The sequence below is a fragment of the Nocardia sp. NPDC059236 genome (assembly GCF_042754085.1).
Lineage (GTDB): Bacteria > Actinomycetota > Actinomycetes > Mycobacteriales > Mycobacteriaceae > Nocardia.
Genome location: NZ_JBHZAF010000016.1, coordinates 147,109 through 171,105, shown reverse-complemented (window position 1 = coordinate 171,105; position 23,997 = coordinate 147,109). Strand labels below are relative to the sequence as shown.

Here is a 23,997-nt window from a genome sequence, read left to right as displayed (position 1 = left end):
CGCCCGGCGGGCTAGTTGATGCGCATGCTCGCCGGGTCACCGTGGCCCCAGCCGCCGGGATGCGCCTCCTCGACCGCGGACACCGTTTCACCGTGGTGATGCCCGTTCGAGTCGTGCTGGTGCCCGTTCGAGTCGTGGTGGTCCCGGTGCGCGCCGTGGGGCATGATGCGGTCGATCCAGGCCAGCAGCACCGCCGAAACCACGAACGCCAGGTGGATGAGCACCGGCCACAGGTAGCGCGCACTGTGCGCGCCCGGGTCGGTGTCGGTGGTGATGGAGATGAACGTCTTCAGCAGGTGGATCGAGGAGATGCCGACAATGGACATGGCCAGCTTCACTTTCAGCACATTGGCGTTCACCTGTGCCAGCCACTCCGGCTGATCCGGATGCCCGTCGATGCGCAGGCGCGACACGAAGGTCTCGTAGCCGCCGACGATCACCATGATCAGCAGGTTGGAGATCATGACCACGTCGATCAGCCCGAGCACCGACAGCATGATGCTGGTCTCGACATTGCCGTCGGCGAACAGCCCATGCACCAGATCCCACAGCTCGCGCAGGAACTGCCACACGTACGCGGCCTGCGCCACGATCAGACCCAGGTACAGGGGTAGCTGCAGCCAGCGGCTGAGGAAGATGAAATAGCCCAGACTGCGCTGCTGGGCGGCCTCGGGGGAATTCGCGTTCGGGTATGGAAAAGCCATGGGACTCAATACAGCACGTGCGAAATCAAGCACCGATCAGTAATCGATCACGGCCGCGGGCGCCGCTCGGGAATTGATGTCTTCCTGATCGATCGTTGATGTGCGCGCCGATAGGTTCGCCGCGTGCAACACGGAATTCAGCAGAAACGCCGCGGCCCGCTGTGGCTGGTCGCGATCGCGGCGGCGCTCATCGTGGGCCTGGTGCTCGCGCTGTCCACCTACGAGGTGGGCCGGACGCGGGCGGAGGCCTCGCATCCCTTCGGCAATACGGCGGTCAGGGATCGGGTGGACCTGGGCATCTGGGTCGCCAAGATCGACCCGGTCACCCAGACCACGACCGTCGAGGTACTGGCGACCCCGCGTGGCGCACTGGCGGACAAGAACGGCAATTTCGCCGCCGACACCCTCATCTACACCTCGGCGCTCAAGGCCGAGCCGATCAAAATCAAGGCGGGCGAACCGATCTCCGCGGCCGAGGTGAAGGTCGTGGTGGAGGGCACACTCACCGACTACCCGTTCGACACCTACGACGCGGTGCTGGCCTTCGATGTGTTCAGCGGCGACCGGCGCCTGCCCACCGCCGCTACCGTGGCCAGCGGGGACACGCTGTTCGCGGTGAGCGAGCAACCGGAATCGGGCGCCGACGACGGCATCGATCTCGGCTTGCACGCCAGCCGGTCCGTCCCGTCGCTGACCTTCGCCCTGTTCATCATGATCCTCATGCTGGGTCTGGCCCTGGCCGCGGCCATCGCCTGCTATTACGTCCTGGCCGGTAAGCGCGGTCTGATGTTCCCGGCCGTATCCATGATGGGCGCACTGCTTTTCGCGCTGGTGCCATTGCGCAATGCGGTGCCGGGCGGCGCACCGATCGGGTCGATCATCGATTTCACATCGTTCTTCATCGCGGAGGGCATTATCTCGGCGGCCCTGGTGGGCACCGTGATCGTCGGCTACCGCGTCGAAATGGCGAAGGAACGCGAGGACAAAGCGGCCACGCAGCATCCGACCGATCAATTCCGAATGCTCACGCCGCAGCGGTGATTCACCATTCGGCGAGCGAACCGTCCCTGCGGTGCCAGATCGGATTGCGCCAGCGATGCCCGGTCTCGGCGGCGCGGGCGACGGCACGCTCATCGATGCGGAGGCCGAGGCCGGGTTCGCGCGGCAGGCCGACGTAGCCGTCGCGGTAGTCGAAAACCGTTGGGTCGATGAGATAGTCGAGCAGGTCTGAGCCCGTGTTGTAGTGGATGCCCAGGCTCTGCTCCTGGATGAGTAGATTCGGGGTGGCGAAGCCGACCTGCAGGCAGGCGGCCAGGGCGATCGGACCGAGCGGGCAGTGCGGGGCCAGGGCGACATCGCGGGCCTCCGCCACTGCGGCGATGCGCCGGACCTCGGAGATGCCGCCCGCGTGGGACAGGTCCGGCTGCACCACGGCCACACCGCGATCCAGCACCGGGAGGAAGTCCCACCGCGAGTACAGCCGCTCGCCGGTCGCGATGGGAATGCTGGTGCCGCTGGTGATCTCGCCGAGGCGGTCACCGGCCTCCGGCACCAGCGGTTCCTCGACGAAGAACGGCAGGTATGGCTCCAACAGGGGCAGTACGCGCCGTGCCATGGCGACGGACAGGCGGCCGTGGAAGTCGACGGCGATATCGAAGTCGTCGCCGGTCGCCTCCCGCACGGCGGCCACCCGGTCGACGATGTCCAGGGTCGCGCGGGGCGTGTCGATCGGCTCCAATTCGGCCGAGGCGTTCATCTTGATCGCGGTGAAGCCCTGGGCCTTTCGCTCCAGCGCGGTGGCCGCGACATCGTCGGGGCGGTCGCCGCCGATCCAGCTGTAGACGCGGATCCGGTCGCGCACCGCACCGCCGAGCAGCTGCCACACCGGTACGCCGAGCGCCTTGCCGGTGATGTCCCACAGGGCCTGGTCGATGCCCGCGACCGCGCTCGACAGGATGGGTCCGCCGCGGTAGAAGCCGCCCTTGGTGAGGGTCTGCCAATGTGCCTCGATGCTCATCGGGTCCTTGCCGACGAGGTAATCGGACAGTTCTTCGACGGCGGCGGCCACGGTGTGCGCGCGGCCCTCGATCACGGGCTCGCCCCAGCCGGTGATGCCTTCGTCGGTGTCGATGCGCAGGAAGCACCAGCGCGGCGCGACCAGGTAGGTGGTGAGTGCGGTGATCTTCACCGGGATTCCTTTCGCACGCTCCAGCCACCGTCGACAACCAGGTTCGCGCCGGTGATGAAGGAGGCGTCGTCGGAGGCGAGGAAGGCGACCGCGGCCGCCACCTCCTCCGGCGCACCCAGCCGGTCCAGCACCGTTGCCCGAGCGGACAATTCGCGCCCCTCGGCATCCACGTCGTCCCACACGGGCGTCAGGATGGGTCCGGGCAGCACGGCATTCACCCGCACCCGGTCCTGCCCGTACTCGACCGCCAGCTGCCGCACCAGGGCGGTCAGCCCGCCCTTGGCCGCGGCATAGACCGGATATCCCGGCAGCCCGAACTGGGCGTGCACGCTGGACACCGCGACCACATTGCCGCGCCGGGCACGCAGGTCGTCGATGAATGCCCGCACGCCCAGGAACAGCGGCGTCAGATTGACCGCGAGCCCGTCGTCCCACTGCCGCCTGCTCAATTCGTGCGCCGGCACGATCGCCTGCCGAGACGCATTGCTGCACAGGAAATCCAGGGGCCCGAACCGATCGTTCACCCGCGCCCGCAACGCGTCCCACGACTCCTCGAGCGTCACATCGCACCACTGGAATTCGGCCTGCGATCCCATCGCCCGAATCTTCTCCGCCACCTCACGCCCACCGACCTGATCGATATCGGCGACGACGACCGCCGCTCCCTCGGCCGCCAGCCGCTGCGCCGTGGCCGCCCCGATCCCGGAGGCCGCCCCGGTGACGACCGCGACCCGGTCCGTCAGACGACACATGCTCTTCCCCTTCGTCCTCATCGCTGAACATCGGCCCCATCGAGCAGCCCGAGCTCGTCCCGATAGGGCAGCCCCGCCCAATCCCCCGGCACCGACACCGCGAACGCGCCGCAGATGGACGCCAATCGCAAACGCTCCGACACAGATCCGCCGTCCAGCAGCCCGGCCAGATACCCGGCGACGAACGCGTCCCCGGCGCCGATGGGATCGACCGCGGTCACCGGCACCGCACCCTCGCGGAGAAACGTCCCGCCGGCCCAGGCCACCGCCCCGTCGGCCCCGAGCTTGAGCACGATCTCCGAGGGGCCGTGGGCCGCAAGCGATTCGGCCGTGGACACCAGGTCTTTCGAGGCCATCTCCGGGCCCGGCGGCGACGTGGTTCGTGCGCTCAACGGGACGAGCAGGGCCGCCTCGTCCAGTCCAGCGAAGAGGATGTCGGCCCGCGATACCAGCCCGGCCAGCTCCGTGGCGGCCCGGGCGGGCGTCCACAGCGCACGGCGATAGTTGACATCCAGGGACACCGGCACGCCCGCATCGACCGCGATGTCGACGGCCGAATCCACCGCGGCACGCGCCGAATCACTGAGGGCGGGAGTGATTCCTGTGATGTGCAGGACGCCCGCACCGGCGATCCGGGCGGTGTCGACCTCGTCCACCGACAAGTGGGAACCCGCCAGCCCGCGCCGGTAGTAGGTGACCCGGGTCCGGTCGGCCGTGCGGCGTTCGCGCAGCATCAGTGCGGTGGGTAGTTCCGGATCGATGCGGCAGTGTGACACGTCGACCTGCTCGGCCCGCAACCGTTCCAGGATCATCCGGCCCACAGTGTCCGCGCCGACACTGCCGATCCAGGCGCTCTCGTGCCCCAGCCGCCGCACGCCGATGGCGACGGTGGCCTCCGCCCCGGCGAACTCCAGCCGCATGGCCGCGCCGGGGGCCAGCGGACCAGGGTCGGTCGCCGCCACCACGCCGAGCGCCTCCCCGAGCGTTACCAGTCCGCCCCTCATGACAGCTGGTCCCGAACGAGGAGCACGCGCTCCCGCAGCGCGTCGAGATCGCCACCGGCACAGGCGTCCCCGATGAGCGGCGATCCGATCCCCAGTGCCGCGGCCCCCGCATCCAGGTACGCGCGGACCGCACCGAGCCCGATCCCACCGGTGGGCACCAGCGGGATATCGGGCAACGGCGCACGAACAGCTTTGATGTATCCCGGTCCGCCGACGGCGGCCGGAAACACCTTGACCATGGAGCTTCCCGCCGTCCAGGCCCGATGAATCTCGGTGGGCGTGAACGCACCCGAGACCACCGGCACACCGAGCCGGCGGCCCTCGACGATCACTTCCTCGATCACCGCCGGGGTGATCAGGTACGCAGCCCCCGCCTCGACCGCGAGCGCCGCATCCTTCGCGGTGAGCACGGTGCCCACTCCGATCGGATGCGCGAGCCCCGCGCATTCACGGACAGCTTCCAACGCTCCGGCGGACGTCAGCGTGAATTCCACTGCGGTGATACCGGATTCGTGCAGCACGGCGGTCACCTCGGCGAACCTGTCGGCGGTCGGCGCACGCAGTATCGCGATGACCGGAATCTCCGGACGCAACGGGTCGACGGATGCCGGATCCGCACGCGGTGTGTCATCGGCCATCGGCGGAGACCAGCCTCTCGTCTGCGAACGGCGTCGAAGGCAGGCCGATCACTCCGGGGACACAGGCGAACAGCCGGCCCGCGCCGGGTTCTCGTGCGGCTCCACCCTCGGCCGCGGTGGTTATCACCAGAACGTCCAGGTCGGGTCCGGCGAAGGCGCAGCTCGAGACTTGGGAGGGGCCGACTTCGACTGTGGTGTGGAGGTTGCCGGAGGGGTCGAAGGCCCGGACTTGGCCCGCGCCCCAGACCGCGATCCAGACGTTGCCCTCGGCATCCACAGTCAGGCCGTCCGGTTCGCCGTCGGGGAAGTGCGCGAATGGCCTGCCCCCGCTGAGGGTTCCGGTGTCGAGGTCGTAGTCGAAGACGTCCACGCGGTGGGTGGGACTGTCCGCGTAGTAGAGGGTGCGGCCGTCGGGGCTCCAACCGAGGCCGTTGGAGATGGTCACGCCCGTGCGGAGGGTGACCAGAGTGCCGTCCGAGTCGAGGCGATAGAGGCCGGCGCTGCCCACCCCGTCGTCGGATTCGGCCATGGTGCCCGCGAGCAGTCGGCCGCGCGGATCGACCTTGGCATCGTTCAGGCGACGGCGTATCCCGTCGTCCGGCAGCGGCAGGGTGACGACCGGGCCGAGCGGCTGGGCGACGCGGAAGATGGTGTCTCCCACCGCCGCCAGCAGCCCTCCGGAGGTGCACGGCAGCACCGCGCTGACCGGTGGGCCGAGGCTGATCGTTGCGGAGAGAACGAGGTCGGGGGTGCTGCCGGTCAGGGTGGCGCGGTGGATGTGGCCGCCGCGGATGTCCACCCACAGCAGTTCCCCGGTGCGCGGGTCCCAGACGGGCCCTTCACACAGGCGGCCGGGCGGCGGTGCGCACACGTGTGCCCTGAGAGTGTTCACGGTGAGCTCCGTCCCGCTATGTGGGCAGTCCGACGGCGCGTTCGCCGCTGCGCCGCTGTTGGATCACCACGGCCGCGACCAGCAGCGAGCCCTGGGCGACGTTCTGCCAGAAGGTATTGACGCCCACCACGTTCAGCCCGTTGTCCAGCGCGCCGAGCAGGATGACGGCGAGCAGCGTGCCGCCGACCGTGCCCTTGCCGCCCTTGAGGGCGCAGCCGCCCAGCGCCGCCGCGGTGATCGCCTTGAGTTCGAGGCCCTCGCTACCGGAGACCGGCTGGCCGGATCCGGTGCGGGCGGTCAGGATGATGCCCGCGATGGCCGCGACCACGCCCGCCAGCATGTACACCGCGATGAGGTACTTGTTGATGTTGATGCCGGAAAGTCGTGCGGCCGTGTCGTTTCCGCCGATAGCGTAGATATTGCGTCCGATGTCGGTGTATTTCAGCAGCACGTGCACGCCCAGCGCGACCAGGCCGAGGACGATCACCGGCACCGGCAGCCCGAGGATCTTGCCGCGTGCCAGGAAGATGAACACATCGTTGTCGAGGACGAAACCCTGCGCCTTGCCGCCCGAAATCAACTGGGCCAGACCCTTGTACGCGGCCAGCGTGGCCAACGTCGCGATCACGGGGTTGACCCGGCCGTAGACGATGATGATGCCGTTCGCCAGACCCAGCACCAGTCCGACACCGATCGCGGCGAGGATCCCGGCGAAGGCGTTGCTCCCTGCCGAGGTGAAGGCCATGGCGCTGACGACCGAGGCGACACCCGCCTGAGAGCCGACCGAGATGTCCAGGGCGCCGCAGATGATCACCACGGTCTGCACGACGGCGAGCAGCCCGAAAACCGTGACCGCGTCACCGATTCCGGCGATATTGCGCGGATCCAGGTAGCCGTCGTTGAGCCAGGCGAAGATCGCCACGACCACGACCAGCGCGCCGATCAGGCTGAGATTGCCGGTGCCGATGAACCTGATCACCCGGCGCGGGGTGAGAGCGGTCAAACCGCCGAGGTAGCGGGCGAATACGGGTGTCGGCGCGGAAACCGCTGTCTCCGTATTCATGTCGATTCGTTGGTCGGTCATGATTTCCTAAGGTCGCTGCGCGGTCAGGTCGTCAGCCATAGCCAGGGCGAGGATGGCCTCCTCGCTGGCGTCGGCGCGGTCCAGTTCGCCGGTGACGCGGCCCTGCTGCATGACGACGATGCGGTCGGCGAGGCCGAGGACTTCGGGGAGTTCCGAGGAGATGACCAGCACCGCTACACCGGACTCGGCCAGTTCCTCGATGATGTGGTAGATCTCGATCTTCGCGCCCACATCGACGCCGCGCGTGGGTTCGTCCAGGATGAGCACGCTGGGTTTGCGGGCCAGCCAGCGCGCCAGCACCACCTTCTGCTGATTGCCGCCGGAGAGCTTGCGCACCTCCTGCTCGATCGAGGGCGTCCGGACCCGCAGTGACTCGACGTACCGGAGAGCCAGCGCGCGTTCCGCACCGCGGCGCACGAAACGCCAGTGCCGCAGGCGATCCAGCATGGCGAGCGAAATATTGTCGCGCACACCGCGATGCAGCAGCAGTGCCTGCGCCTTGCGTTCCTCGGGCGCGTATCCCATGCCGGCCCGCACCGCGTCGCGCGGCTGGCGCAGCCGCACCCGGGTGCCATCGATCCGCACCTCCCCGGACCGGATCGGGAGGTCCCCGGCCAGCGCGCCCGCCAGCTCGGAGCGACCCGCGCCGACCAGCCCGGCCAGCGCCACCACCTCACCCGCGCGCACCCGCAGGCTCACGTCACGCACATCGTCGGTGGTCACATGGTCCACCTCGAGCAGCACCCGCCCGAGTTCGGAATGCTTGCGCGCGAACACCGTCGACAGATCGCGGCCGACCATCATCCGCACGATCTCCTGATCGTCGGTGTCGGCGGTGTCGCGCACGCCGACCAGCGCGCCGTCCCGCAGCACCGCCACCCGGTCGGCCAGCTGGAAGATCTCCCGCATCCGGTGCGATACGTAGATCACCGCGAGGCCGCGGTCGCGCAGGCGGCCGATCAGCGCGAACAGTGATTCGGTCTCGTGATCGGACAACGAGGAGGTCGGTTCGTCGAAGGCGATGACCTTGGCGTCGGTGGTCAGCGCCCGCATGATCTCCACCAGCTGCCGTTGCGCCGCGGTCAGTTTCGATCCGAGGGTATCCGGATCCAGATCCCGGTCGAAGCCGAGCCGGCCGAGATCGGCGCGCACGCGGGCCCGCAGTGCCGCGCGATCCAGCAGCCGGCCCGCGCGGCGCGGCAGCGCGCCGAGATAGACGTTCTCGGCGACCGAGACATGCGGCACGATCTCCGGTTCCTGGCCGATCACCCGGATGCCCGCGGCGCGCGCTGCCGCGGGACTCGCCAATTCCAGTGGCACACCGTCGAGTTCGAGAGTGCCGCTGTCGGGACGATGGTCACCGCCGAGGATCTTGATGAGCGTGGATTTCCCCGCGCCGTTCTCCCCCATCAGCGCGGTCACCATTCCGGCCGGGAAGTCCAGGCTCACCTCGCGCAGCGCGGGCACGCCCGCGAAGCCCTTGGTGAGCCCGGAGACCCGCAGTCCCGTCAGCTGCACGTGACGCCTGCCTGCTGCCAGTTGGTGGCGTCCACCATCTTGGTCGGGGCGAAGGCCTCGGCGGGCATGGACTTTCCGTTCTTCAGGTAGTCGTACATGGTCTGCACGGCCAGCGCGCCGACGTCCTTGCCATTGATGAACAGGGCCGCCTTGAAACCGGTGGGCTTGCCGCCGCGCCATTCCTTGCAGGCCAGATACGCGCCGAGGCCGACGCCGAGCACATTGTCGGCGGAGTAGCCCGCGTTCTGGATGGCGGCGACACCGCCGCTGACGTTCTCGTCGTTGCAGCCCATGACGATCCAGTTCTTGACCGACCGGTTGCCCGCGACGGTGGCGGAGATCTTGTTCTGCGCGTCCGACGGCGTGTTGTCGGTGCCGACCTCGATCACCTTGACGTCGGTGCCCGAAGCATCCTTGAAGGCCTTCTGATTCGCCTTCACCCGATCGGTGCAGACCGTCACGTCCTGCTTCCAGAGGTCGACGATCGCGGTGTCCTCCGCCTTCCAGCCCGCCTTCTTGAAGTCCTCGCCCGCGCGGGTGCCGACCTCGGTTCCCATTTGCGTGCCACTGAATCCGACGCGCGGGACCAGATTGTCCTTGTTGCAGGAGGCCGGATCCGGGCCATTGGTGCAGACCTGATCGTCGGAGGTGAGCAGGGCGACGCCGCCCGACTTGGCCAGCTGCGCGACCTGCGGGCCGACCGAGGGATCCGGGACGACCACGATGACGCCATTGGCCTTCTGGTTCACCGCGTTCTGCACCTCGGTGACCGCCTTGTTGGCGTCATTGCCGAGGTTGACCACCTTCAGGTCGACGCCGAGTTCCTTGGCCTTGGCCTTGGCGCCGTCGGCCTCGCCGATGAAGTACTCCTGGTCGCCTTGCTTCTGGGCGTAGACGAGGTTGATCGTGCCCGAAGTGTGCTGCGGGCCTGCGTCGTTCGAGCCGGAATCCTTGCCCGACGAGCAGGCGGTCGCGGCCATGGCCAGAGCGGCTCCGCAGACCAGCGCGCTGGTCCATCGGCGTCGGTGGGTCCAGGACATGAGCACTCCTAGGTGATCTGCCACACAGTAGGCATCGGTAGTGATGCCGGTTACAGTAGGACTTCGGATAACTGTTGTAAATACTGTTGGCAGAAGTAGTCTCGCGCACAGCTCGGGTATCTTCGCGGGCAGCAGCGAAAGGAGCGGGCGAGGCCGTGTACCAGTTGACCGCGCGGGATATCAGGCGCCGCAACAGGTTCTGCGTGCTGCAGGCGGTGTACGCCGCGGCGGGGCACACCAGCCGGCAGGAGATCGCGCGAGCCACCGGGCTGTCGTTCGCGACGGTCGGCAATATGATCGCCGAACTGCTCGAGGTGGGGGTGCTCGCCGAACTCGGCTACGAGGCAGCGGGAATCGGCCGGCCGCGCGCCCAGCTCGCCATCAATCCCGACCGCGGCAGGCTGATCGGCGTCGATATCGCCGAAACCAGCATCCACGTGGACGTTTTCGACCTCGCGATGTCGGTGCTGCGGTCGAGCGAGATCCCCGTCGATCCCGCCGCGACCACGCCGGACGAGATTGTGGAGCTCATCGTGCAGGGCATCGACGAGGTCATCGCGGGCGATGCCGACAAGGTGCTCGGCATCGGCTTGAGCGTGCCCGGCCTGGTCGAACCAGAGACCGGGAAGTCGGTGTTCTCACCGTACTGGCACTGGCACGACGTCCCCCTCAAAACCCTGCTCGAACAGCGGCTACCCTATCCCCTCTACCTGGACAATCCGCTCAAAGCCAGTACCGCAGCACAACTCTGGTTCGGCGCCGGCCGCGATGTCGACGACCTCATCGTCGTCACCCTCCGTGCGGGTGTCGGCATCGGCGTCGTCATCGACGGCATGCTCTACCGCGGCGTCACCAACAGCGCCGGCGAATGGGGCCACACCAACCTGGTCCTCGATGGCCGATCCTGCACCTGCGGCCGCAACGGCTGCGTCGAAGCCTATGTGAGCGCCCCCGGAATCGCCGCGACCCTCCGCGAAATCGATTCCGCAAGTGACCTTCTCGCGGACAACGCCGCCACCACCGTCGCGGCCGTGGCCGCAGCCGCCGCCCGCGGCGACGAAACCGCCCACGCCGTAATCGAAAAGACCGGCCACTACCTGGGCGTGGCCATAGCCAACCTGGTCAACCTCTTCAACCCCCGCCGCATGGTCTTCGGCGACCTGGTCGCCCGCCAGCTCGGCACCCCGCTGCTGGAAGCAACCCGCCGCGCCGCCGCCCACCACGCCATGTCCGACCCCTTCGCAGCAGTCACCCTCGAACTCGACACCCTCCCCCACAACCCGTCCAGCCTCGGCGCAGCAACCTTCGCCCTCGAGGGATTCCTGGCCGACCGAGAAACTTTCACCTCCATAGCCACCCGCCGAGCCCGCCGCACCGACACCCCACCCCTGACCCCGGCCTGACCGCGACCACACCCGCCGTTGGTTACAGCCTCATGCCTCAGGTCGAGGTGCGGTCAGAGATGGTCGATCTCGGTGAGATCGATGTCGATCTCGAACGGCACGGTCAGCTGAAGCCGATCGTGATGAATTCCGGTGAGCGCGTACGTACTTGTGGCCGGATCGAGCTCATAGACGTACACCACCGGGCGCCCGTCGACATTTTCGACGCGCCAGAAATGCGATATCCCTGCTCTGGCATACAGCTGAGGTTTGCGCTCTCGATCTCGTGTTCGCGAGTCCGGCGAGACGATTTCGACGACCAGCACCACATCGTCGGCCTGGTATCCGGTGAGGCCGTGATCGCCGTCGCGATCTGCGTGTACGACGATCACGTCCGGCTCAGGGCGTTGGTCTCGGTCCAGGGTCACGGTCATCTCACCTCGGACCCGCATATCAGCTGGGACGTTCCGGCGCAGCCCTGCGTCGAGAAGGATATTCGCCAAGCGGTGGAACTTCGCTTGCGGGCTCACGAAGACGAGGCTCCCGTCGATCAACTCGGTGCGCGGCGGCAGGTCGGGCAAGCGGTCCAGATCCTCAGCGACGAATCCGCCCGGCGGCGGGCGCAACCACTGCGGAAACGGTTCGACGGTCATGTTTTCGAGTATGGCATCGAAGGCGCTGGTCCGGCGGGGTAGCCGAACATGACCGTGCGGGTCGTGGGGTCGACCTCGGCGAGTCGCACTCGCACCGTCCCGCCTTCCGGGGGTGTGCCGGTGCACTTGGCGAGGACGGGTGGGTCGGCGATGAAGATTTCGGCGGGGCGGGTGCCGTTGGCTTCGCGGAGGACCACGGCGTCGAAGTCGGTGCCGAGGCGGGGGGACAGGACGGTGGCCTCGGTGAGGTCTACGCAGGCGCGTTCGACCTTGCCGGCCATGGCGTCGGTGCGGCGCATGGTGTCGGCGACGGCGGTGAGGTCGTCGCGGACCCAGTGCGGGACTTCGGTTTTCGCGCAGTGGGCCAGGCAGATCTCGGTGGCGTAGCGGTCGCCCAGGCGGCGCAGGGGGGCGGTCACGTGGGCGTAGGGTGCGCCGATCGCGCTGTGCTGCAGGGCTTCCGGGGCCTGGCCGTTCAGGATGGTGTAGGACGCGCCGCGCAGCAGGCCGGTGGCCTCGGACATGAGCACCAGGGCGGCGGGAGTATTGCAGTCGAGTGTGGCCAGCATGCGGCCCGCGGACTCGTCCCGCGGCCAGGACACCCCGACCGCGGCGGCGGTGTGGCGCATCGACTCGATGGCGGCCGGGGCGGGCGGTGGCATGGTGCGCAGCAAACCCACGTGATCGGGGTTGCCGGACCCGTTCGATTGATAGCCATCGAGCATGATTCGGGCCGCGCACATGCCGGCCAGCAGGGAGACCTGTTCGTTCCAATCGTCGACGGCGGTGCGCGGTTCGACGGCGAGCTGCCAATGGTCGATTCCGGTTTGCTCGCCGTCGCGCACCACGATCTGCGCGGGCAGCCGCAGGGTGATCGCGCCGCGCTCGATTCCGGCGTCGATGCGCAGGCGGCCGAACTCGGGCAGCGCCGCGAGGGAGGGGTGCAGGCGGCCGGCGTCGGCATCGGCCTGCACACCCTGATAGTCGAGGCGGACGCGGGAGCGCACCAGGGCGCGCGTCACCGTGTAGCGCACGGGCTCGGCGTGCGCGTCGCATTCGATGGTCCACAGCGCGACCGGGCGGTCCACGCCGGGCAGCAGGCTGGCACGGCCCTCGGACAGCACCGGCGGGTGCAGCGGGACGGTGCCGTCGGGAAAGTAGAAGGTCTGGCCGCGGGCCAGGGATACGCGGGCCAGTTGCCCGCCGGGAACGACCATCGCGGCCACATCGGCGATGGCGTAGTAGAGCAGGAATCCGCCGGCCGGGGTGCGCTCCAGATACAGCGCCTGGTCCAGATCCATGGCGCCGGGGGGATCAATGGTGACCAGCGGAATCTCCCGCCGATCGACCCGGGCACCCGCGAACGCGTCCACCGCGTCGCGGGCCTCCGAGACGGCCCCGGACGGGTAGTCCGAGGCCAATCCGAACTCAGCTCGGACGACGCCGAAGTCCACCGGCGCCGACACGATCCGCTGATGCAGTTCCACTGCGGAGACTGTCCCTACTGCAGGGCCAGCATGGTGCCGTTCAGCTCGTTGAACGGACCGTACACGGTGAACACCACGCGACCATCCGGGTACTGGGACGACATCGCGGCCGCCGAGTCCAGAGCCTCCCCGAAGGACGCGGCCGAGGGATGCGGCAGGCCCGCGATCGCCTGCCCGATGTGGGTCTGCGCCACCCACACCGTGTCCGCGGGGGTGAGATCGACCTGCACCCCACCCGGCAGCGGTGTCACGGTGGCCGCCGAGGCGGAACCGGCACCCAGCACAGCGGTAGCGGCGGCAGCGAGAAGCGCACCGACTGCCAGTTTGCGAGCAATTCGCATGTAGACGAGACCTGCTTTCCGACTTTTGTTGAGCCCTTCGCCCCGTTGCGGACCGCAACGGGAACTTTCCAACGCGCAACACTTTATGACGTCGATCACGTTCGGTGCCAGTTCGGAGCAGATAACCCGCTCGACACGCCGAGCCGCGCCGCTACACGCCGTGTGGCGCGTCGCAATTCTCATCCAACCCGTCGATCCGCGCACGCGGAAGGGAGAGCGGCGTCGCTCACGCCGCTCTCCCGTCCGGCCATTTCTCCGCCCGCGGTTGCGGGGTCTACCTTCCGCGCAGACCGTCCGGGAACTTGGCGCTGAAGAGTTTGAATCCGTATGCGATACCGAACAGCACCACGATGGCCGCCGGCTGAATCAGACCCGACATGACTTACTTCCTCATCTTCTTACCGCCGGTCGCGCCCGGACCCGGTGCCCGCGCTACGCCGACTCCTTGCCGCCGCCGAGTTCGCCGGCCGCGTTCGTGTTTTCCTGTGCATCGGGCTCTTCCAGCGGCGCACCAGGCCGATCCAGCGCAGCCAGCGCCTCCCGGATACCGGGCTGGGCCAGCGCCGCCATCAGCTCACCGACGGCCGCGGGGCCCAGGGCCGGCTGCTCGGCGGCCGGCGTCGCCTCCTCGGGTTCGGGCATTGCCGCCGCCGGCGGCCGTCCGCTGCGCTCGAGGAATCGCAGCAACTCCACCGGGAATGGGAGCACCAGCGTCGAATTCTTTTCCGCCGCAACCTGAACCACAGTCTCCAGGAAACGCAGCTGCAGAGCGGCCGGGGCCTTCGACATATTGGCGGCGGCCTCGGCGAGCTTGTGCGACGCCTGGAGCTCGCCCTCCGCGGAGATGATGCGGGCACGGCGTTCACGTTCGGCCTCGGCCTGGCGAGACATGGAGCGCTTCAACGCATCCGGGAGCGCGACGTCCTTGATCTCGACGCGATCGATGTGCACGCCCCAGTTGATGGCCGGGCTGTCGATCATGAGCTCCAGGCCCTTGTTGAGCTGCTCCCGATTCGACAGCAGATCGTCGAGCTCGCTCTTGCCGATGATGGACCGCAGCGAGGTCTGCGCCACCTGGGCGACGGCGAACAGGTAGTCCTGCACCTCGACGAGGGCACGCCTGGGATCGATGACCCGGAAGTACACGACCGCGTCCACCCGGACGGTCACATTGTCCCGCGTGATTCCCTCCTGCGCGGGCACCGGCATGGTGATCACCTGCATGGAGATCTTCTGCATCTTGTCCACGCCCGGAATCAGCAGCCGTAATCCCGGCTCCCGTACCTCGCGCACCCGCCCCAGCCGAAATACCACCCCCTTTTCGTACTGCGCGACCACCCGCACCCCGGCCGCGAGCCCGATACCGGCAATCACCGCAAAGGCGGCGAGCCACCCCACCAACAGATACAGAACATCCATTGTTCGCTCCGCGAAACTATTTCCGCTCCACCGGAAATCCGATGGCGTGCCTCCATCATCGCACCGGAAGATCGCCCACGCGACGCAAAAACTCACCACATGAGCCACCCAAGGTTCGCGGCCCGGCTCGATTCTGGACTGACGGAGCGGGGGAGCGAAGCGGAGGAGCGGAGGAGGGAAGAATCGAGCTTGCAGGGCCGCGAACCCGCCGGAGCGAAGCGGAGGCCAAAAATACGGGCGGACGAGTCGGTCTGTAAGCCGGATCCTGTCCCCGGCGGTTTCCCACCGGGTGGCGACCATCCATCTGGACACACCGTTGCCGGGTGCCTCGAGCGGTCCACCCGCAGGCTCGGGCGAGCAGCCCTCGAACACCTGCGCAGCCGCACTCTCGCGAGTGCGGCCTTCGACCTTGCTCCGGGCGGGGTTTACCTAGCCGCGCCGGTCACCCGGCGCGCTGGTGCGCTCTTACCGCACCGTTTCACCCTTACCGGCGGTGCACTTCTCGCGAAGTGCGGCCCACCGGCGGTCTGTTTTCTGTGGCACTGTCCCGCGGGTTGCCCCGGGTTGCCGTTAACAACCGCCCTGCTCTCCGGAGTCCGGACTTTCCTCGGCGAAGGGCGGCGGCACATGCGTGCCCGTTCCCTTCGCCGCGGCCGCCCGACCGACTCGTCCGCGGCCACCAGGGTACGGTAGGGCCCCATGGAGCGTGTGGAGGTGGGGTTCCCTTCGGGTGGCGAGCAGTGCGCCGCATGGCTGTATCTCCCGGATGGACCGCCCAAACCGCGCCCGCTGGTGGTCATGGGTCACGGGCTGGGGGCGGACCGGGAAATGGGGTTGGACCGGTATGCCCGGCGGTTCGCGTCGGCGGGAATCGCGGCCCTGGCCTTCGACTATCGGCATTTCGGGGCCAGCGGCGGTGAACCCCGGCAGATGATCAGTATCGCCCGGCAGCGCGCGGACTGGCATGCGGCCATCGCCTTCGCGCGCACCGTCCGGGGGATCGACGCCACGCGAATCGCACTGTGGGGCAGTTCATTCGGTGGCGGTCACGTGCTGGCGGTCGCGCCCGACGATCACTACATCGCGGCCGTGGTGGCGCAGTGCCCGTTCACCAGCGGCCGGTCCTCGGCGCTGGCGAAGGGGCCGATCAGCCTGATCAAGACCGGCACGCTGGCGGTCACGGATCAGGTTGTGGGACCGATCATCCGGCGCCCGATCAATGCCCGGCTGGCGGGCAAGAAGCATTCCGCGGCGCTGATGAGCGCCGCCGACGTGCCCGCCGGTTTCGGCCGCCTGGCCGAGGAGAGCGGGCAGTACCGGCCGAAGGTGGCGGCCCGCGTCGCCCTGTCGACGCTGTTCGACAATCCCATCCGGCACGTCAAGGACATCAAAGCGCCGGTGCTGTACGCGATCTGCGACAACGACTCGGTGGCCCCGGCCGGCCCGACACTCAAGGCCGCCGAGCGCACCAAGCACGCCACCGTGAAGCGTTACCCCATCGGGCATTTCGAGATCTACTTCGACGACTGGTTCGAGAAGGCCGTCTACGACCAGACCGAGTTCCTGATGGCCACGCTGCGTCCCTGAACCCCGGTGGGGCCCAGGGGTTCAGAGGTACGAGGTGTCGTTGACCAGGCGCACCGAGGAACCGCCGTCCGGATAGAACTCGGCGATGGACAGCGACGCCAGATCCAGGTGCAGCCGGTACAGCAGCGAGGGCCCCACCCCGAGCGCCAGCTGCAGCAGTGTCTTGATCGGCGTGACATGGCTGACCACAAGCACATTCGCGCCCGGATACAGCGCCACCAGATCCCGCCGCACCGCCTCGACCCGCTCCCGCACCTGGTCGAAGCTCTCGCCGCCGGGCGCCGGAATCGACGGATCCCCCAGCCAGCGGCCGTGCAGCTCAGGATCCCGCTCGCGGGCCTCCGGGAAGGTCATCCCTTCCCACGCACCGAAATCCGTCTCGGTCAACCCGTCCAGCACCCGCACCGGCAGTCCGAGCGCCCGGCCCGCCGCCTCGGCAGTCTCCTTGGCCCGCCCCAGCGGGGAGCACACGATCGCCTCGATCCCGCCCTTGCGCGCCAGCATGGCCGCCGCGTTGGCCGCCTGCTCCTGCCCGAGCTCGGTCAGCGGCGGATTCCCCCGCCCCGAATACCGCCGCTGCACAGAGAGTTCCGTCTGCCCGTGCCGGAGCAGCAACAGCCGCGTCGGCCGTCCCACGGCGCCGGTCCATCCGGGCGAGTGCGCAGTGCTCCCCGCGGCAGACCCCGCGGTTTCCGGTACTTCGACGACACCGCCCGCGACCGCCGCGGCGATCTCCCCTACCGCCGAACCGCTTTCGACCGACGCGGGACCGGCGGCCCGATCGTTCGCCAGCGCGGTGCGGACTTCGGCGACCGTATCGGCGTCGTCCATGGCCTCATTGGCCAGGCGGTCGGCTTGCGAGTTCTCCTTGCGCGGAATCCAGGTGAAGCTCACCCGATCGAACCCGGCGACCAGCCGCCGCGCCCGATCGGCCAGCGGAATCATGGCCTCGTGCTTGACCTTCCACCGCCCGGACATCTGCTCCACGACCAGCTTGGAGTCCATCCGCACGGAAACCTCACGCGCGCCGAGTTCCGCCGCGGCCTCCAAACCCGCTATCAGCCCGCGATATTCGGCGACATTGTTGGTGGTGACCCCGAGGAACTCCTTGCGCTCGGCCAGCACCCGCACCCGCTCGGCATCCCACACCACCGCGCCGTAACCGGCAGGCCCGGGATTCCCACGCGAACCGCCGTCGGCCTCGACGATCACCAAGTCCACCAACGCTTCTCACCCTTCATATCGTCCGTCATCCCGCTCGCCGCGTGCTACCCGCGGCCACTCGTCCACAGCGGGCCCGGCTCAGCCGGTGCCAGCTGCCGCACCCGCGCCGGTTGCGGCCGCCGACCTCGACGAACTGCCGCACAATGAATCCTTGCGGGCGCCGATCGAGCTCATCACATCAGGTCGGCGGAACGCCGTCGAGGCATTCCGGCATTGCCGCGCGCGCCGATCAGCGGCGCGCGGCGGGTTGTCACAGGCCGGACTGCTTGGTGCGCACCAGGATCGCGCCGCATTCGGGGCAGCGGACCACCACGTCGGGGGCGGTCTGGGAGATGCGGGAGATCTCGCCGCGGTCGAGTTCGATGCGGCAGGCGCCGCAGCGGCGGGCCTGGAGCAGGGCGGCGCCGACGCCGTAGGTGGTGCGCTGCTTGTCGTAGACGGTGAGCAGCTCGGCGGGGAAGGAGTTGACGAGGGCGGCGCGGTCGGAGTCGCAGCGCTGCTGGGCGACGTCCAGGTCGGCGACCGCGTCGTCGCGGCGGCGCTCGGCGTCGACCAGGTCGGCCTCGGCCTGGTCCAGGTTGGCGCCGGCGTGGTCGTGGTCGGCGGCGGCGGCCTCGCGGCGCTCCATCACCTCGATGAGGTCGTCCTCGAGGACCGTGCGGCGGCGTTCCAGGCTGCCCAGTTCGTGCTGCAGTTCGGAGAGCTGCTTGGCCCCGACCGACCCGGCGGTGAGCATGCCGCGGTCGCGGTCCTCGCGCTTGCGGACGGCCTCGATCTCGCCCTCCAGCTTGCGGATGTCGCGGTCCAGGTCATCGATGAGAATCTCGACCTTCACCGCCGCGTCCTTGCGGGTGGTGCGCTCCCCTTCCAGCCGCGCCACCTCCTGCTGCTCGGGCAGCACCTTGCGGCGATGCTCGATCCGTGTCAGCTCGGCGTCGACAGCGGCGAGGTCGAGCAGCTTGGCCTGGATCGATGGTTCGGCATTCAACGCAAAGGTCTCCTGAACGCTATGGACGAGTAAGACTCCCACCGTACCGTGTCTAATTTGCCCTACGCTCCGCTCCGGGCTGGTTCGCGGCCCCGATGTCTCGATTCTTCCCTCCTCCGCTTCGCTCCCCCGCTCCAAGGCAGAGGTCTATCAAGCCGCAGTCCAGAATCGAGACGGCCGCGAACCCGAAAGTGCCTGATCAGCAGCCGGCCGCGCCGAGGGTCCACGGGTCGGTGCGCAGCGTCGAGACGCGGGTCTCGAGGCCGGGCAGCGCGGCGCGCACCACACCTTCCGCCTGCGCGCACCAGGGGAACTCGGTGGCCCAGTGGGCGGCGTCGATCAGGGCCGGGCCGCCCGCGCGCAGGTGCTCGTCGGCCGGGTGGTGGCGCAGGTCGGAGGTCACGTAGGCATCGACGCCGAGGCGAGAAACCTTGCCCAGGAACGAATCTCCCGCGCCGCCGCACACCGCGACGGTGCGGATGACGCGGTCCGGGTCCCCCGCGGCGCGCACACCCCAGGTGGTGGCGGGCAGGCCGGCGCGGACGCGAGCGGTGAACGCGCGCAGGGTTTCCGGGGCGGGCAGCTCGCCGACGCGGCCGATGCCCAGGCCGGAGGGCAGCGCGGCGCGCTCGGTCACGTGATAGAAGGGTTCCTCGTACGGATGCGCGGCCCGGAGGGCGGCGAGCATGGCGGCACGACGGGACGGCGGGGCGACCACCTCGAGGCGGTCCTCGGTGACCTCGTGCAGCTCACCGACGGCACCCAGGGCCGGATTCGCGCCGTCGAGGGGCCGGAACTGTCCGGTGCCGGCGACCGTCCACGCGGCGTCGGAGTAGGTCCCGCTGCTGCCCGCGCCCGCGGCGAACAGGGCGTCGAGCACTTCGTCGCGGTGCGTGACGGGCACCGCCACCACCCACTTGTCCAGGGCGGTCCAGGGTTTCGGATCCAGCGGACCGGTCACGGTCAGCCCGATGGCGTGCGCCAGCGCGTCCGAGACCCCCGGGTCGGCGGAGTCGGCATTGGTGTGGGCGGTGAACAGCGCGCATCCGGAGCGGATGAGCCGGTGCAGCAGCGCGCCTTTCGGTGTACTGGCCGCGACGGTGTCCACGCCGCGCAGCAGCAGCGGATGGTGCACGACCAGCGCCTGTGCACCCCATTCGATCGCCTCGTCCACGACCGCGCCGGTGGCGTCGACCGCGAACAGCACGCGCGACACCGGCTCATCCGGATCACCGGCCACCAGCCCCACCGAATCCCAGGATTCGGCCAGCCCGGGCGGGTACGCCGCATCCAGCGCCGCCATGAGATCCGCCAGCCGCACCGTCGTCACCACAACCGAACCTCCTGTTCGCTCACCATCCTGCGCCTCACTCGCAAACCCACTGCGTCCTGCTCACAGACCCACGTCACGAATGGCCGCGACCAGCCGATCCACCTCGGCGGCGGGCCGCACCGCGACTCGCAGGAAACCCCCGTTTGCCGAAGGCCCCGCCAGCCCCGGGAACGTATCACCCCGGCGCACCGCGATTCCCTTGTCCGCGAGCTTCTTTCGCAACAATTCCGCATCCGGCACCCGGAGCAGCAGAAACGGCCCGTGCGCGGGCTCGTGCACCTCCACGCCGAGTTCCCGCAACCGCGGAATCATGGCGGCCCGGTCGGCCGCGACGGTCTCGGCCCGGCGCTGCGCCTCGGCCACCGCGGCCGGTTCGCTCACCGCCGCAATGGCTTCCAGCTGCAGAGTGCCCAGCGGCCAGTGCGGGCGCCCGTGATTCAGCCGCGCCAGCACCGGCGGCGCACCGAGCACATAGCCGCAGCGCAGCCCGGCCAGCGCCCAGGTCTTGGTGAGGCTCCGGAATACGAGCACATCCGGATAGCTCTCTCCGGCAAGCGATTCCGGCTCCCCCGGCACCGCGTCGGCGAATGCCTCGTCCACCACCACGATGCGGCCCGGCCGCCGCAGCGCGTGGATACTGTCCGCCGGATGCAGCACCGAGGTCGGATTGGTGGGATTGCCCACCACCACCAGATCCGCGTCCTCCGGCACCACGGCGCCGTCGAGGGTGTACGGCGGCGCGAGCATCACCCGGGCGACCGATACCCCCGCCTCCCGCAGCGCCAGCTCCGGTTCGGTGAACGAGGGATGGATCACCGCCGCGAGCCGCGACCCCAGCCGCGGCAGCATGGCGAACCCTTCGGCCACCCCGGCCAGCAGCAGCACATCGTCGATCGCCCGCCCGTGCCGGGCGGCCACCGCGGCGCGCGCCGCCCGCTCGTCCGCCCCGCCCGGATACCGCCCGAGCCCTCCCAGCCGTCCCGCCAGCCGCTCACGCAACCATTCCGGCGGCGCACTCCCCTGGACGTTCACCGCGAAATCGACCATGCCCGGCCGCGCATCCACGTCCCCGTGGTGCCGCAGCCTGGCATGGTCGAAATCGGGAAACTCCGTGTCGTCCGGCACAGCCGTCCACCCTACGTGGCCGCCTCCCACGCGCACCGGACAGAATGGCTGTCGTGGGCGAGCTGCATGTGACCTTCATCTGCACCGGCAATATCTGCCGGTCCCCGATGGCCGAGAAGATTTTCGCCGCGCACCTGGAACGTGCGGGGCTGGCGGATCGGGTGCGGGTTAGCAGCGCCGGGACCGGCAGCTGGCACGTGGGGGACGAAGCCGATTACCGGACGAATCGGGAGCTGGAGGCGCACCGGTATCCGATCGGGCATCGGGCCGCGCTGATCGGGCCGGATCATCGGGCGGCCGATCTGCTGGTGGCGCTCGACACCGGGCACGAGCGGGAGCTGGCCCGGCTGGGGGTGCCGTCGGATCAGCGGCGGCTGCTGCGGAGTTTCGATCCGCACGCCGACGGGCGATCGGTGCCGGATCCGTACTACGGCGATCAGTCCGATTTCGCGCTGGTCCGCGAACAGATCGAGGCGGCGGTGCCGGGCCTGCTGGACTGGGTGCGCGAACAGTTGGGTGAGGTCGCATGAGATCGGTAACCGCGCTGCTGCGCCGCTTCACCTTCCTGCTGCGGCCCAGCTGGCTGATTCTCGCCGTGGTGGTCGCCGGTTTCGCCTACCTGTGCTTCACCGTGCTGGCCCCCTGGCAGCTGGGCAAGAACACCCGCACCTCCGAACGCAACGACCGCATCGCGAATTCGGTGCACGCCGACCCGGTCGACATCACCGGCATGCTGTCGGGCAGCGGCAAGAACACCGAGTGGCGGCGGGTCACCGCGAACGGCGTCTACGTGCCGGATTCGACCGTGCTGGTGCGGCTGCGCCACCTCGACGGCCAGCCCGCCTACACGGTGCTGGCCGCCTTCCGCCTCGACGACGGCCGCACCCTGCTGGTGGACCGCGGCCAGGTGGCGGCGGCCGAGGGCGGCACCCATCCGCCGGTCGTCGCCGCCCCGCCCGCCGGCACCCTGCAGCTGGCGGCCCGCATCCGCGCCTCCGAGGGCGTGATCGAGAAGAAGCCCCCGACCACCGAAGACGGCTACCGCCAGGTCTATACGACCGACACCCAGCAGGAAGCCACGGTCCTCGGCATCCCCCTGACCCCCATCCCTACCGACGGCCTGGGCGGCTACCTCCAGCTCGAGTCCGGCCAGCCCGGCGCCTTCACCCCCGACCCGCTCCCCCAGCTGGACTCGGGCCCCTACCTGTCCTACGGCCTGCAGTGGCTGGCCTTCGGCGTCATGGCTCCCCTCGGCCTCGGCTACTTCGTCTGGGCCGAGATCCGCGCCCGCCGCCGCGAAAAGTTCGAAGCCGCAGCCCAGCCGACCACCACCGGCGAGCCCGCCACCCCTGCCATGCCAACCGACACCCCCGAGCCGACCGGTGCGGCTACACCCGAATCGACCACTGCCGCACGCGCGGCGAAACCCAACGACCCGGCCCCCAAACCGAAACCCACGACAAATGAAGCTCGCCTCGCCGACCGCTACGGCGGCACCCGCCGCTGAGCCCGGTTACACGCCGCGGCTGAAGTCTGCCGGGCCCGTCGCCTCCGCTAACCTCGCCGGGTGCGAACGGGAATTGCCACTGCGGCGGGACTGCTGCTCGGGTTCGGGTTGGACCGGGCGCTGGGGGATCCGCGGCGCGGGCATCCGGTGGCCGGATTCGGTTCGGCCGCAATGAAGGTGGAACGGCTCACCTATCGGGACAACCGCGTGGCGGGGGTTGTGCACGAGATCGTGCTGGTCGGTGCGGTTTCGGGGCTGGGGATCGGATTGCGGCGAGCCGTGATCGGACGGGCGCTCGGTGAGGCGGTGCTCACGGCTGCCGCGACCTGGACGGTGCTGGGCGGGACGAGCTTGGCACGGACCGGGCGGGAGATGGCGGATCGGCTCGAATCCGGCGATATCGGCGGGGCGCGAGCACTGCTGCCGTCGCTGTGCGGGCGGGATCCCGAGGTGCTCGACGCGGACGGGCTGGCGCGGGCGGCACTCGAATCCATTGCGGAGAACACCTCCGATGCGACTGTGGCGCCGCTGTTCTGGGGTGCGGTGGCGGGTGTTCCCGGCTTGCTGGCGTATCGGGCGATCAACACTCTCGACGCCATGGTCGGCTACCGCAATGACCGCTACCGCAACTTCGGCTGGGCGGCGGCCCGCACGGACGATGTCGCGAATCTCGCACCCGCCCGCGTCAGCGGTCTCATCACCACCGCGCTGGCTCCGGTCGTCGGCGGTCGCCCGGCCGATGCGTGGCGGGCATGGCGGCGCGATGCGGCCAAGCATCCGAGCCCGAATGCCGGTGTGGCGGAGGCGTCCATGGCGGGCGCGCTGGGCGTAACCCTCGGCGGCCGCACCGAATATCGGCACGGCACCGAGCTGCGGCCGACGCTCGGCGACGGTCCGATCCCCCGGGTGCGTGATCTGCGCCGGGCGGTGCGGCTCTCGGAAGCGGTGCAGGTGGCCACCGTGGTCGCCGCCGCGACGGCCGCCTACCTGCGGCGACGCTGATCCGGCCGCGCGAATTCACGAACCGTTCGGTCGTCTTCGCTAGATTTTCCGGAAGGAATGTCACAGTCCGCCGACCTGTTTCGTCGATGCTGTGGACGGTTCGCCCCACCGGGGCGGACGTGAGTGAAG

23 protein-coding genes and 1 other RNA gene are annotated in these 23,997 nt (G+C 69.2%); 6 read left to right on the top strand and 18 right to left on the bottom strand.

The genetic code is table 11. The annotated features are described in order from the left end of the window. Positions 1-11: 11 nt before the first annotated feature. Positions 12-704 (bottom strand): TIGR00645 family protein, encoded by a 693-nt coding sequence (locus tag ACFXIV_RS34235; RefSeq protein WP_379399851.1) that lies wholly within the window; start codon positions 702-704, stop codon positions 12-14. Between the two features lie 123 nt (positions 705-827). Between ACFXIV_RS34235 and ACFXIV_RS34230 the strand changes: the two genes are divergently transcribed. After that, positions 828-1,745, top strand: a complete 918-nt coding sequence (locus tag ACFXIV_RS34230) for a DUF4436 family protein (protein ID WP_379399852.1) — start codon at positions 828-830, stop codon at positions 1,743-1,745. Between the two features lies 1 nt (position 1,746). Here the strand turns inward: ACFXIV_RS34230 and dgoD are convergent, their stop codons facing one another. Genes dgoD through ACFXIV_RS34190 form a run of 8 tightly spaced genes read right to left on the bottom strand, consistent with a single transcriptional unit; the run spans position 1,747 to position 9,820 of the window. Beyond that, positions 1,747-2,892, bottom strand: a complete 1,146-nt coding sequence (gene dgoD / locus ACFXIV_RS34225) for a galactonate dehydratase (protein WP_379399853.1) — start codon at positions 2,890-2,892, stop codon at positions 1,747-1,749. Then, the gene (locus tag ACFXIV_RS34220) at positions 2,889-3,644 is read right to left on the bottom strand and encodes an SDR family NAD(P)-dependent oxidoreductase (protein WP_379399854.1); all 756 of its coding nucleotides are present in this window, start codon (positions 3,642-3,644) and stop codon (positions 2,889-2,891) included. The genes dgoD and ACFXIV_RS34220 overlap by 4 nt, the downstream gene beginning before the upstream one ends. A 17-nt stretch (positions 3,645-3,661) precedes the next feature. Continuing rightward, positions 3,662-4,648 (bottom strand): sugar kinase, encoded by a 987-nt coding sequence (locus ACFXIV_RS34215; protein ID WP_379399855.1) that lies wholly within the window; start codon positions 4,646-4,648, stop codon positions 3,662-3,664. Next, positions 4,645-5,286 carry a bifunctional 4-hydroxy-2-oxoglutarate aldolase/2-dehydro-3-deoxy-phosphogluconate aldolase gene (locus ACFXIV_RS34210; RefSeq protein WP_379399856.1) on the bottom strand — a complete coding sequence of 214 codons (642 nt, stop codon included), beginning with the start codon at positions 5,284-5,286 and terminating at the stop codon, positions 4,645-4,647. The genes ACFXIV_RS34215 and ACFXIV_RS34210 overlap by 4 nt, the downstream gene beginning before the upstream one ends. Continuing rightward, the gene (locus tag ACFXIV_RS34205) at positions 5,276-6,178 is read right to left on the bottom strand and encodes an SMP-30/gluconolactonase/LRE family protein (protein ID WP_379399857.1); all 903 of its coding nucleotides are present in this window, start codon (positions 6,176-6,178) and stop codon (positions 5,276-5,278) included. Before ACFXIV_RS34205 ends, ACFXIV_RS34210 begins: the two co-directional genes overlap by 11 nt. Before the next feature lie 16 nt (positions 6,179-6,194). Beyond that, positions 6,195-7,262: an ABC transporter permease gene (locus tag ACFXIV_RS34200; protein WP_379378350.1), complete on the bottom strand. Its 1,068-nt coding sequence runs from the start codon at positions 7,260-7,262 to the stop codon at positions 6,195-6,197. Between the two features lie 6 nt (positions 7,263-7,268). Then, positions 7,269-8,780 carry a sugar ABC transporter ATP-binding protein gene (locus ACFXIV_RS34195; RefSeq protein WP_379399858.1) on the bottom strand — a complete coding sequence of 504 codons (1,512 nt, stop codon included), beginning with the start codon at positions 8,778-8,780 and terminating at the stop codon, positions 7,269-7,271. After that, positions 8,771-9,820, bottom strand: coding sequence for a substrate-binding domain-containing protein (locus ACFXIV_RS34190; protein ID WP_379399859.1), 1,050 nt, complete (start codon positions 9,818-9,820; stop codon positions 8,771-8,773). Before ACFXIV_RS34190 ends, ACFXIV_RS34195 begins: the two co-directional genes overlap by 10 nt. A 155-nt stretch (positions 9,821-9,975) precedes the next feature. Between ACFXIV_RS34190 and ACFXIV_RS34185 the strand changes: the two genes are divergently transcribed. Further along, a complete protein-coding gene (locus ACFXIV_RS34185) occupies positions 9,976-11,223 on the top strand; it encodes an ROK family protein (protein WP_379399860.1) in 1,248 nt (415 codons plus the stop codon). A 53-nt stretch (positions 11,224-11,276) separates the two neighbouring features. On the opposite strand, the gene ACFXIV_RS34180 is transcribed toward ACFXIV_RS34185, so the two are convergent. The 5 genes from ACFXIV_RS34180 to rnpB all read right to left on the bottom strand — a co-directional run bounded on the left by ACFXIV_RS34180 (position 11,277) and on the right by rnpB (position 15,771). Beyond that, the gene (locus ACFXIV_RS34180) at positions 11,277-11,855 is read right to left on the bottom strand and encodes a Uma2 family endonuclease (protein WP_379399861.1); all 579 of its coding nucleotides are present in this window, start codon (positions 11,853-11,855) and stop codon (positions 11,277-11,279) included. After that, on the bottom strand, positions 11,852-13,342 hold the full coding sequence (locus ACFXIV_RS34175; RefSeq protein WP_379399862.1) for an RNB domain-containing ribonuclease: 1,491 nt from the start codon (positions 13,340-13,342) through the stop codon (positions 11,852-11,854). Before ACFXIV_RS34175 ends, ACFXIV_RS34180 begins: the two co-directional genes overlap by 4 nt. A 14-nt stretch (positions 13,343-13,356) precedes the next feature. Then, positions 13,357-13,683, bottom strand: a complete 327-nt coding sequence (locus tag ACFXIV_RS34170; RefSeq protein WP_354838327.1) for a hypothetical protein — start codon at positions 13,681-13,683, stop codon at positions 13,357-13,359. Between the two features lie 432 nt (positions 13,684-14,115). After that, entirely contained in the window at positions 14,116-15,102 is a 987-nt protein-coding gene (locus ACFXIV_RS34165; RefSeq protein ID WP_379399863.1) for a slipin family protein, read from the bottom strand. 238 nt (positions 15,103-15,340) lie between these two features. Next, positions 15,341-15,771: RNase P RNA component class A (gene rnpB, locus ACFXIV_RS34160), an RNA gene on the bottom strand. A 30-nt stretch (positions 15,772-15,801) separates the two neighbouring features. Between rnpB and ACFXIV_RS34155 the strand changes: the two genes are divergently transcribed. Then, positions 15,802-16,689 (top strand): alpha/beta hydrolase, encoded by an 888-nt coding sequence (locus ACFXIV_RS34155; protein ID WP_379399865.1) that lies wholly within the window; start codon positions 15,802-15,804, stop codon positions 16,687-16,689. Positions 16,690-16,710: 21 nt separating this feature from the next. Here ACFXIV_RS34155 and ACFXIV_RS34150 read toward each other — a convergent pair whose 3' ends face one another. From ACFXIV_RS34150 to cobC, 4 genes are all read right to left on the bottom strand, one after another. Then, the gene (locus ACFXIV_RS34150) at positions 16,711-17,910 is read right to left on the bottom strand and encodes a bifunctional RNase H/acid phosphatase (RefSeq protein WP_379399866.1); all 1,200 of its coding nucleotides are present in this window, start codon (positions 17,908-17,910) and stop codon (positions 16,711-16,713) included. A 253-nt stretch (positions 17,911-18,163) separates the two neighbouring features. Beyond that, positions 18,164-18,901, bottom strand: coding sequence for a zinc ribbon domain-containing protein (locus ACFXIV_RS34145; protein ID WP_379399867.1), 738 nt, complete (start codon positions 18,899-18,901; stop codon positions 18,164-18,166). A gap of 199 nt (positions 18,902-19,100) precedes the next feature. Continuing rightward, positions 19,101-20,231, bottom strand: coding sequence for a Nif3-like dinuclear metal center hexameric protein (locus ACFXIV_RS34140; RefSeq protein WP_379400043.1), 1,131 nt, complete (start codon positions 20,229-20,231; stop codon positions 19,101-19,103). A 63-nt stretch (positions 20,232-20,294) separates the two neighbouring features. Beyond that, entirely contained in the window at positions 20,295-21,359 is a 1,065-nt protein-coding gene (gene cobC, locus ACFXIV_RS34135) for an Rv2231c family pyridoxal phosphate-dependent protein CobC (protein WP_379399868.1), read from the bottom strand. Positions 21,360-21,403: 44 nt separating this feature from the next. Between cobC and ACFXIV_RS34130 the strand changes: the two genes are divergently transcribed. The 3 genes from ACFXIV_RS34130 to ACFXIV_RS34120 are packed head-to-tail and all read left to right on the top strand — an operon-like array spanning position 21,404 to position 23,868. After that, a complete protein-coding gene (locus ACFXIV_RS34130; protein ID WP_379399869.1) occupies positions 21,404-21,889 on the top strand; it encodes a low molecular weight protein-tyrosine-phosphatase in 486 nt (161 codons plus the stop codon). Positions 21,890-21,906: 17 nt separating this feature from the next. Beyond that, positions 21,907-22,866 carry an SURF1 family cytochrome oxidase biogenesis protein gene (locus tag ACFXIV_RS34125; protein WP_379400044.1) on the top strand — a complete coding sequence of 320 codons (960 nt, stop codon included), beginning with the start codon at positions 21,907-21,909 and terminating at the stop codon, positions 22,864-22,866. 60 nt (positions 22,867-22,926) lie between these two features. Next, on the top strand, positions 22,927-23,868 hold the full coding sequence (locus ACFXIV_RS34120; RefSeq protein ID WP_379399870.1) for a cobalamin biosynthesis protein: 942 nt from the start codon (positions 22,927-22,929) through the stop codon (positions 23,866-23,868). Positions 23,869-23,997: the final 129 nt, after the last annotated feature.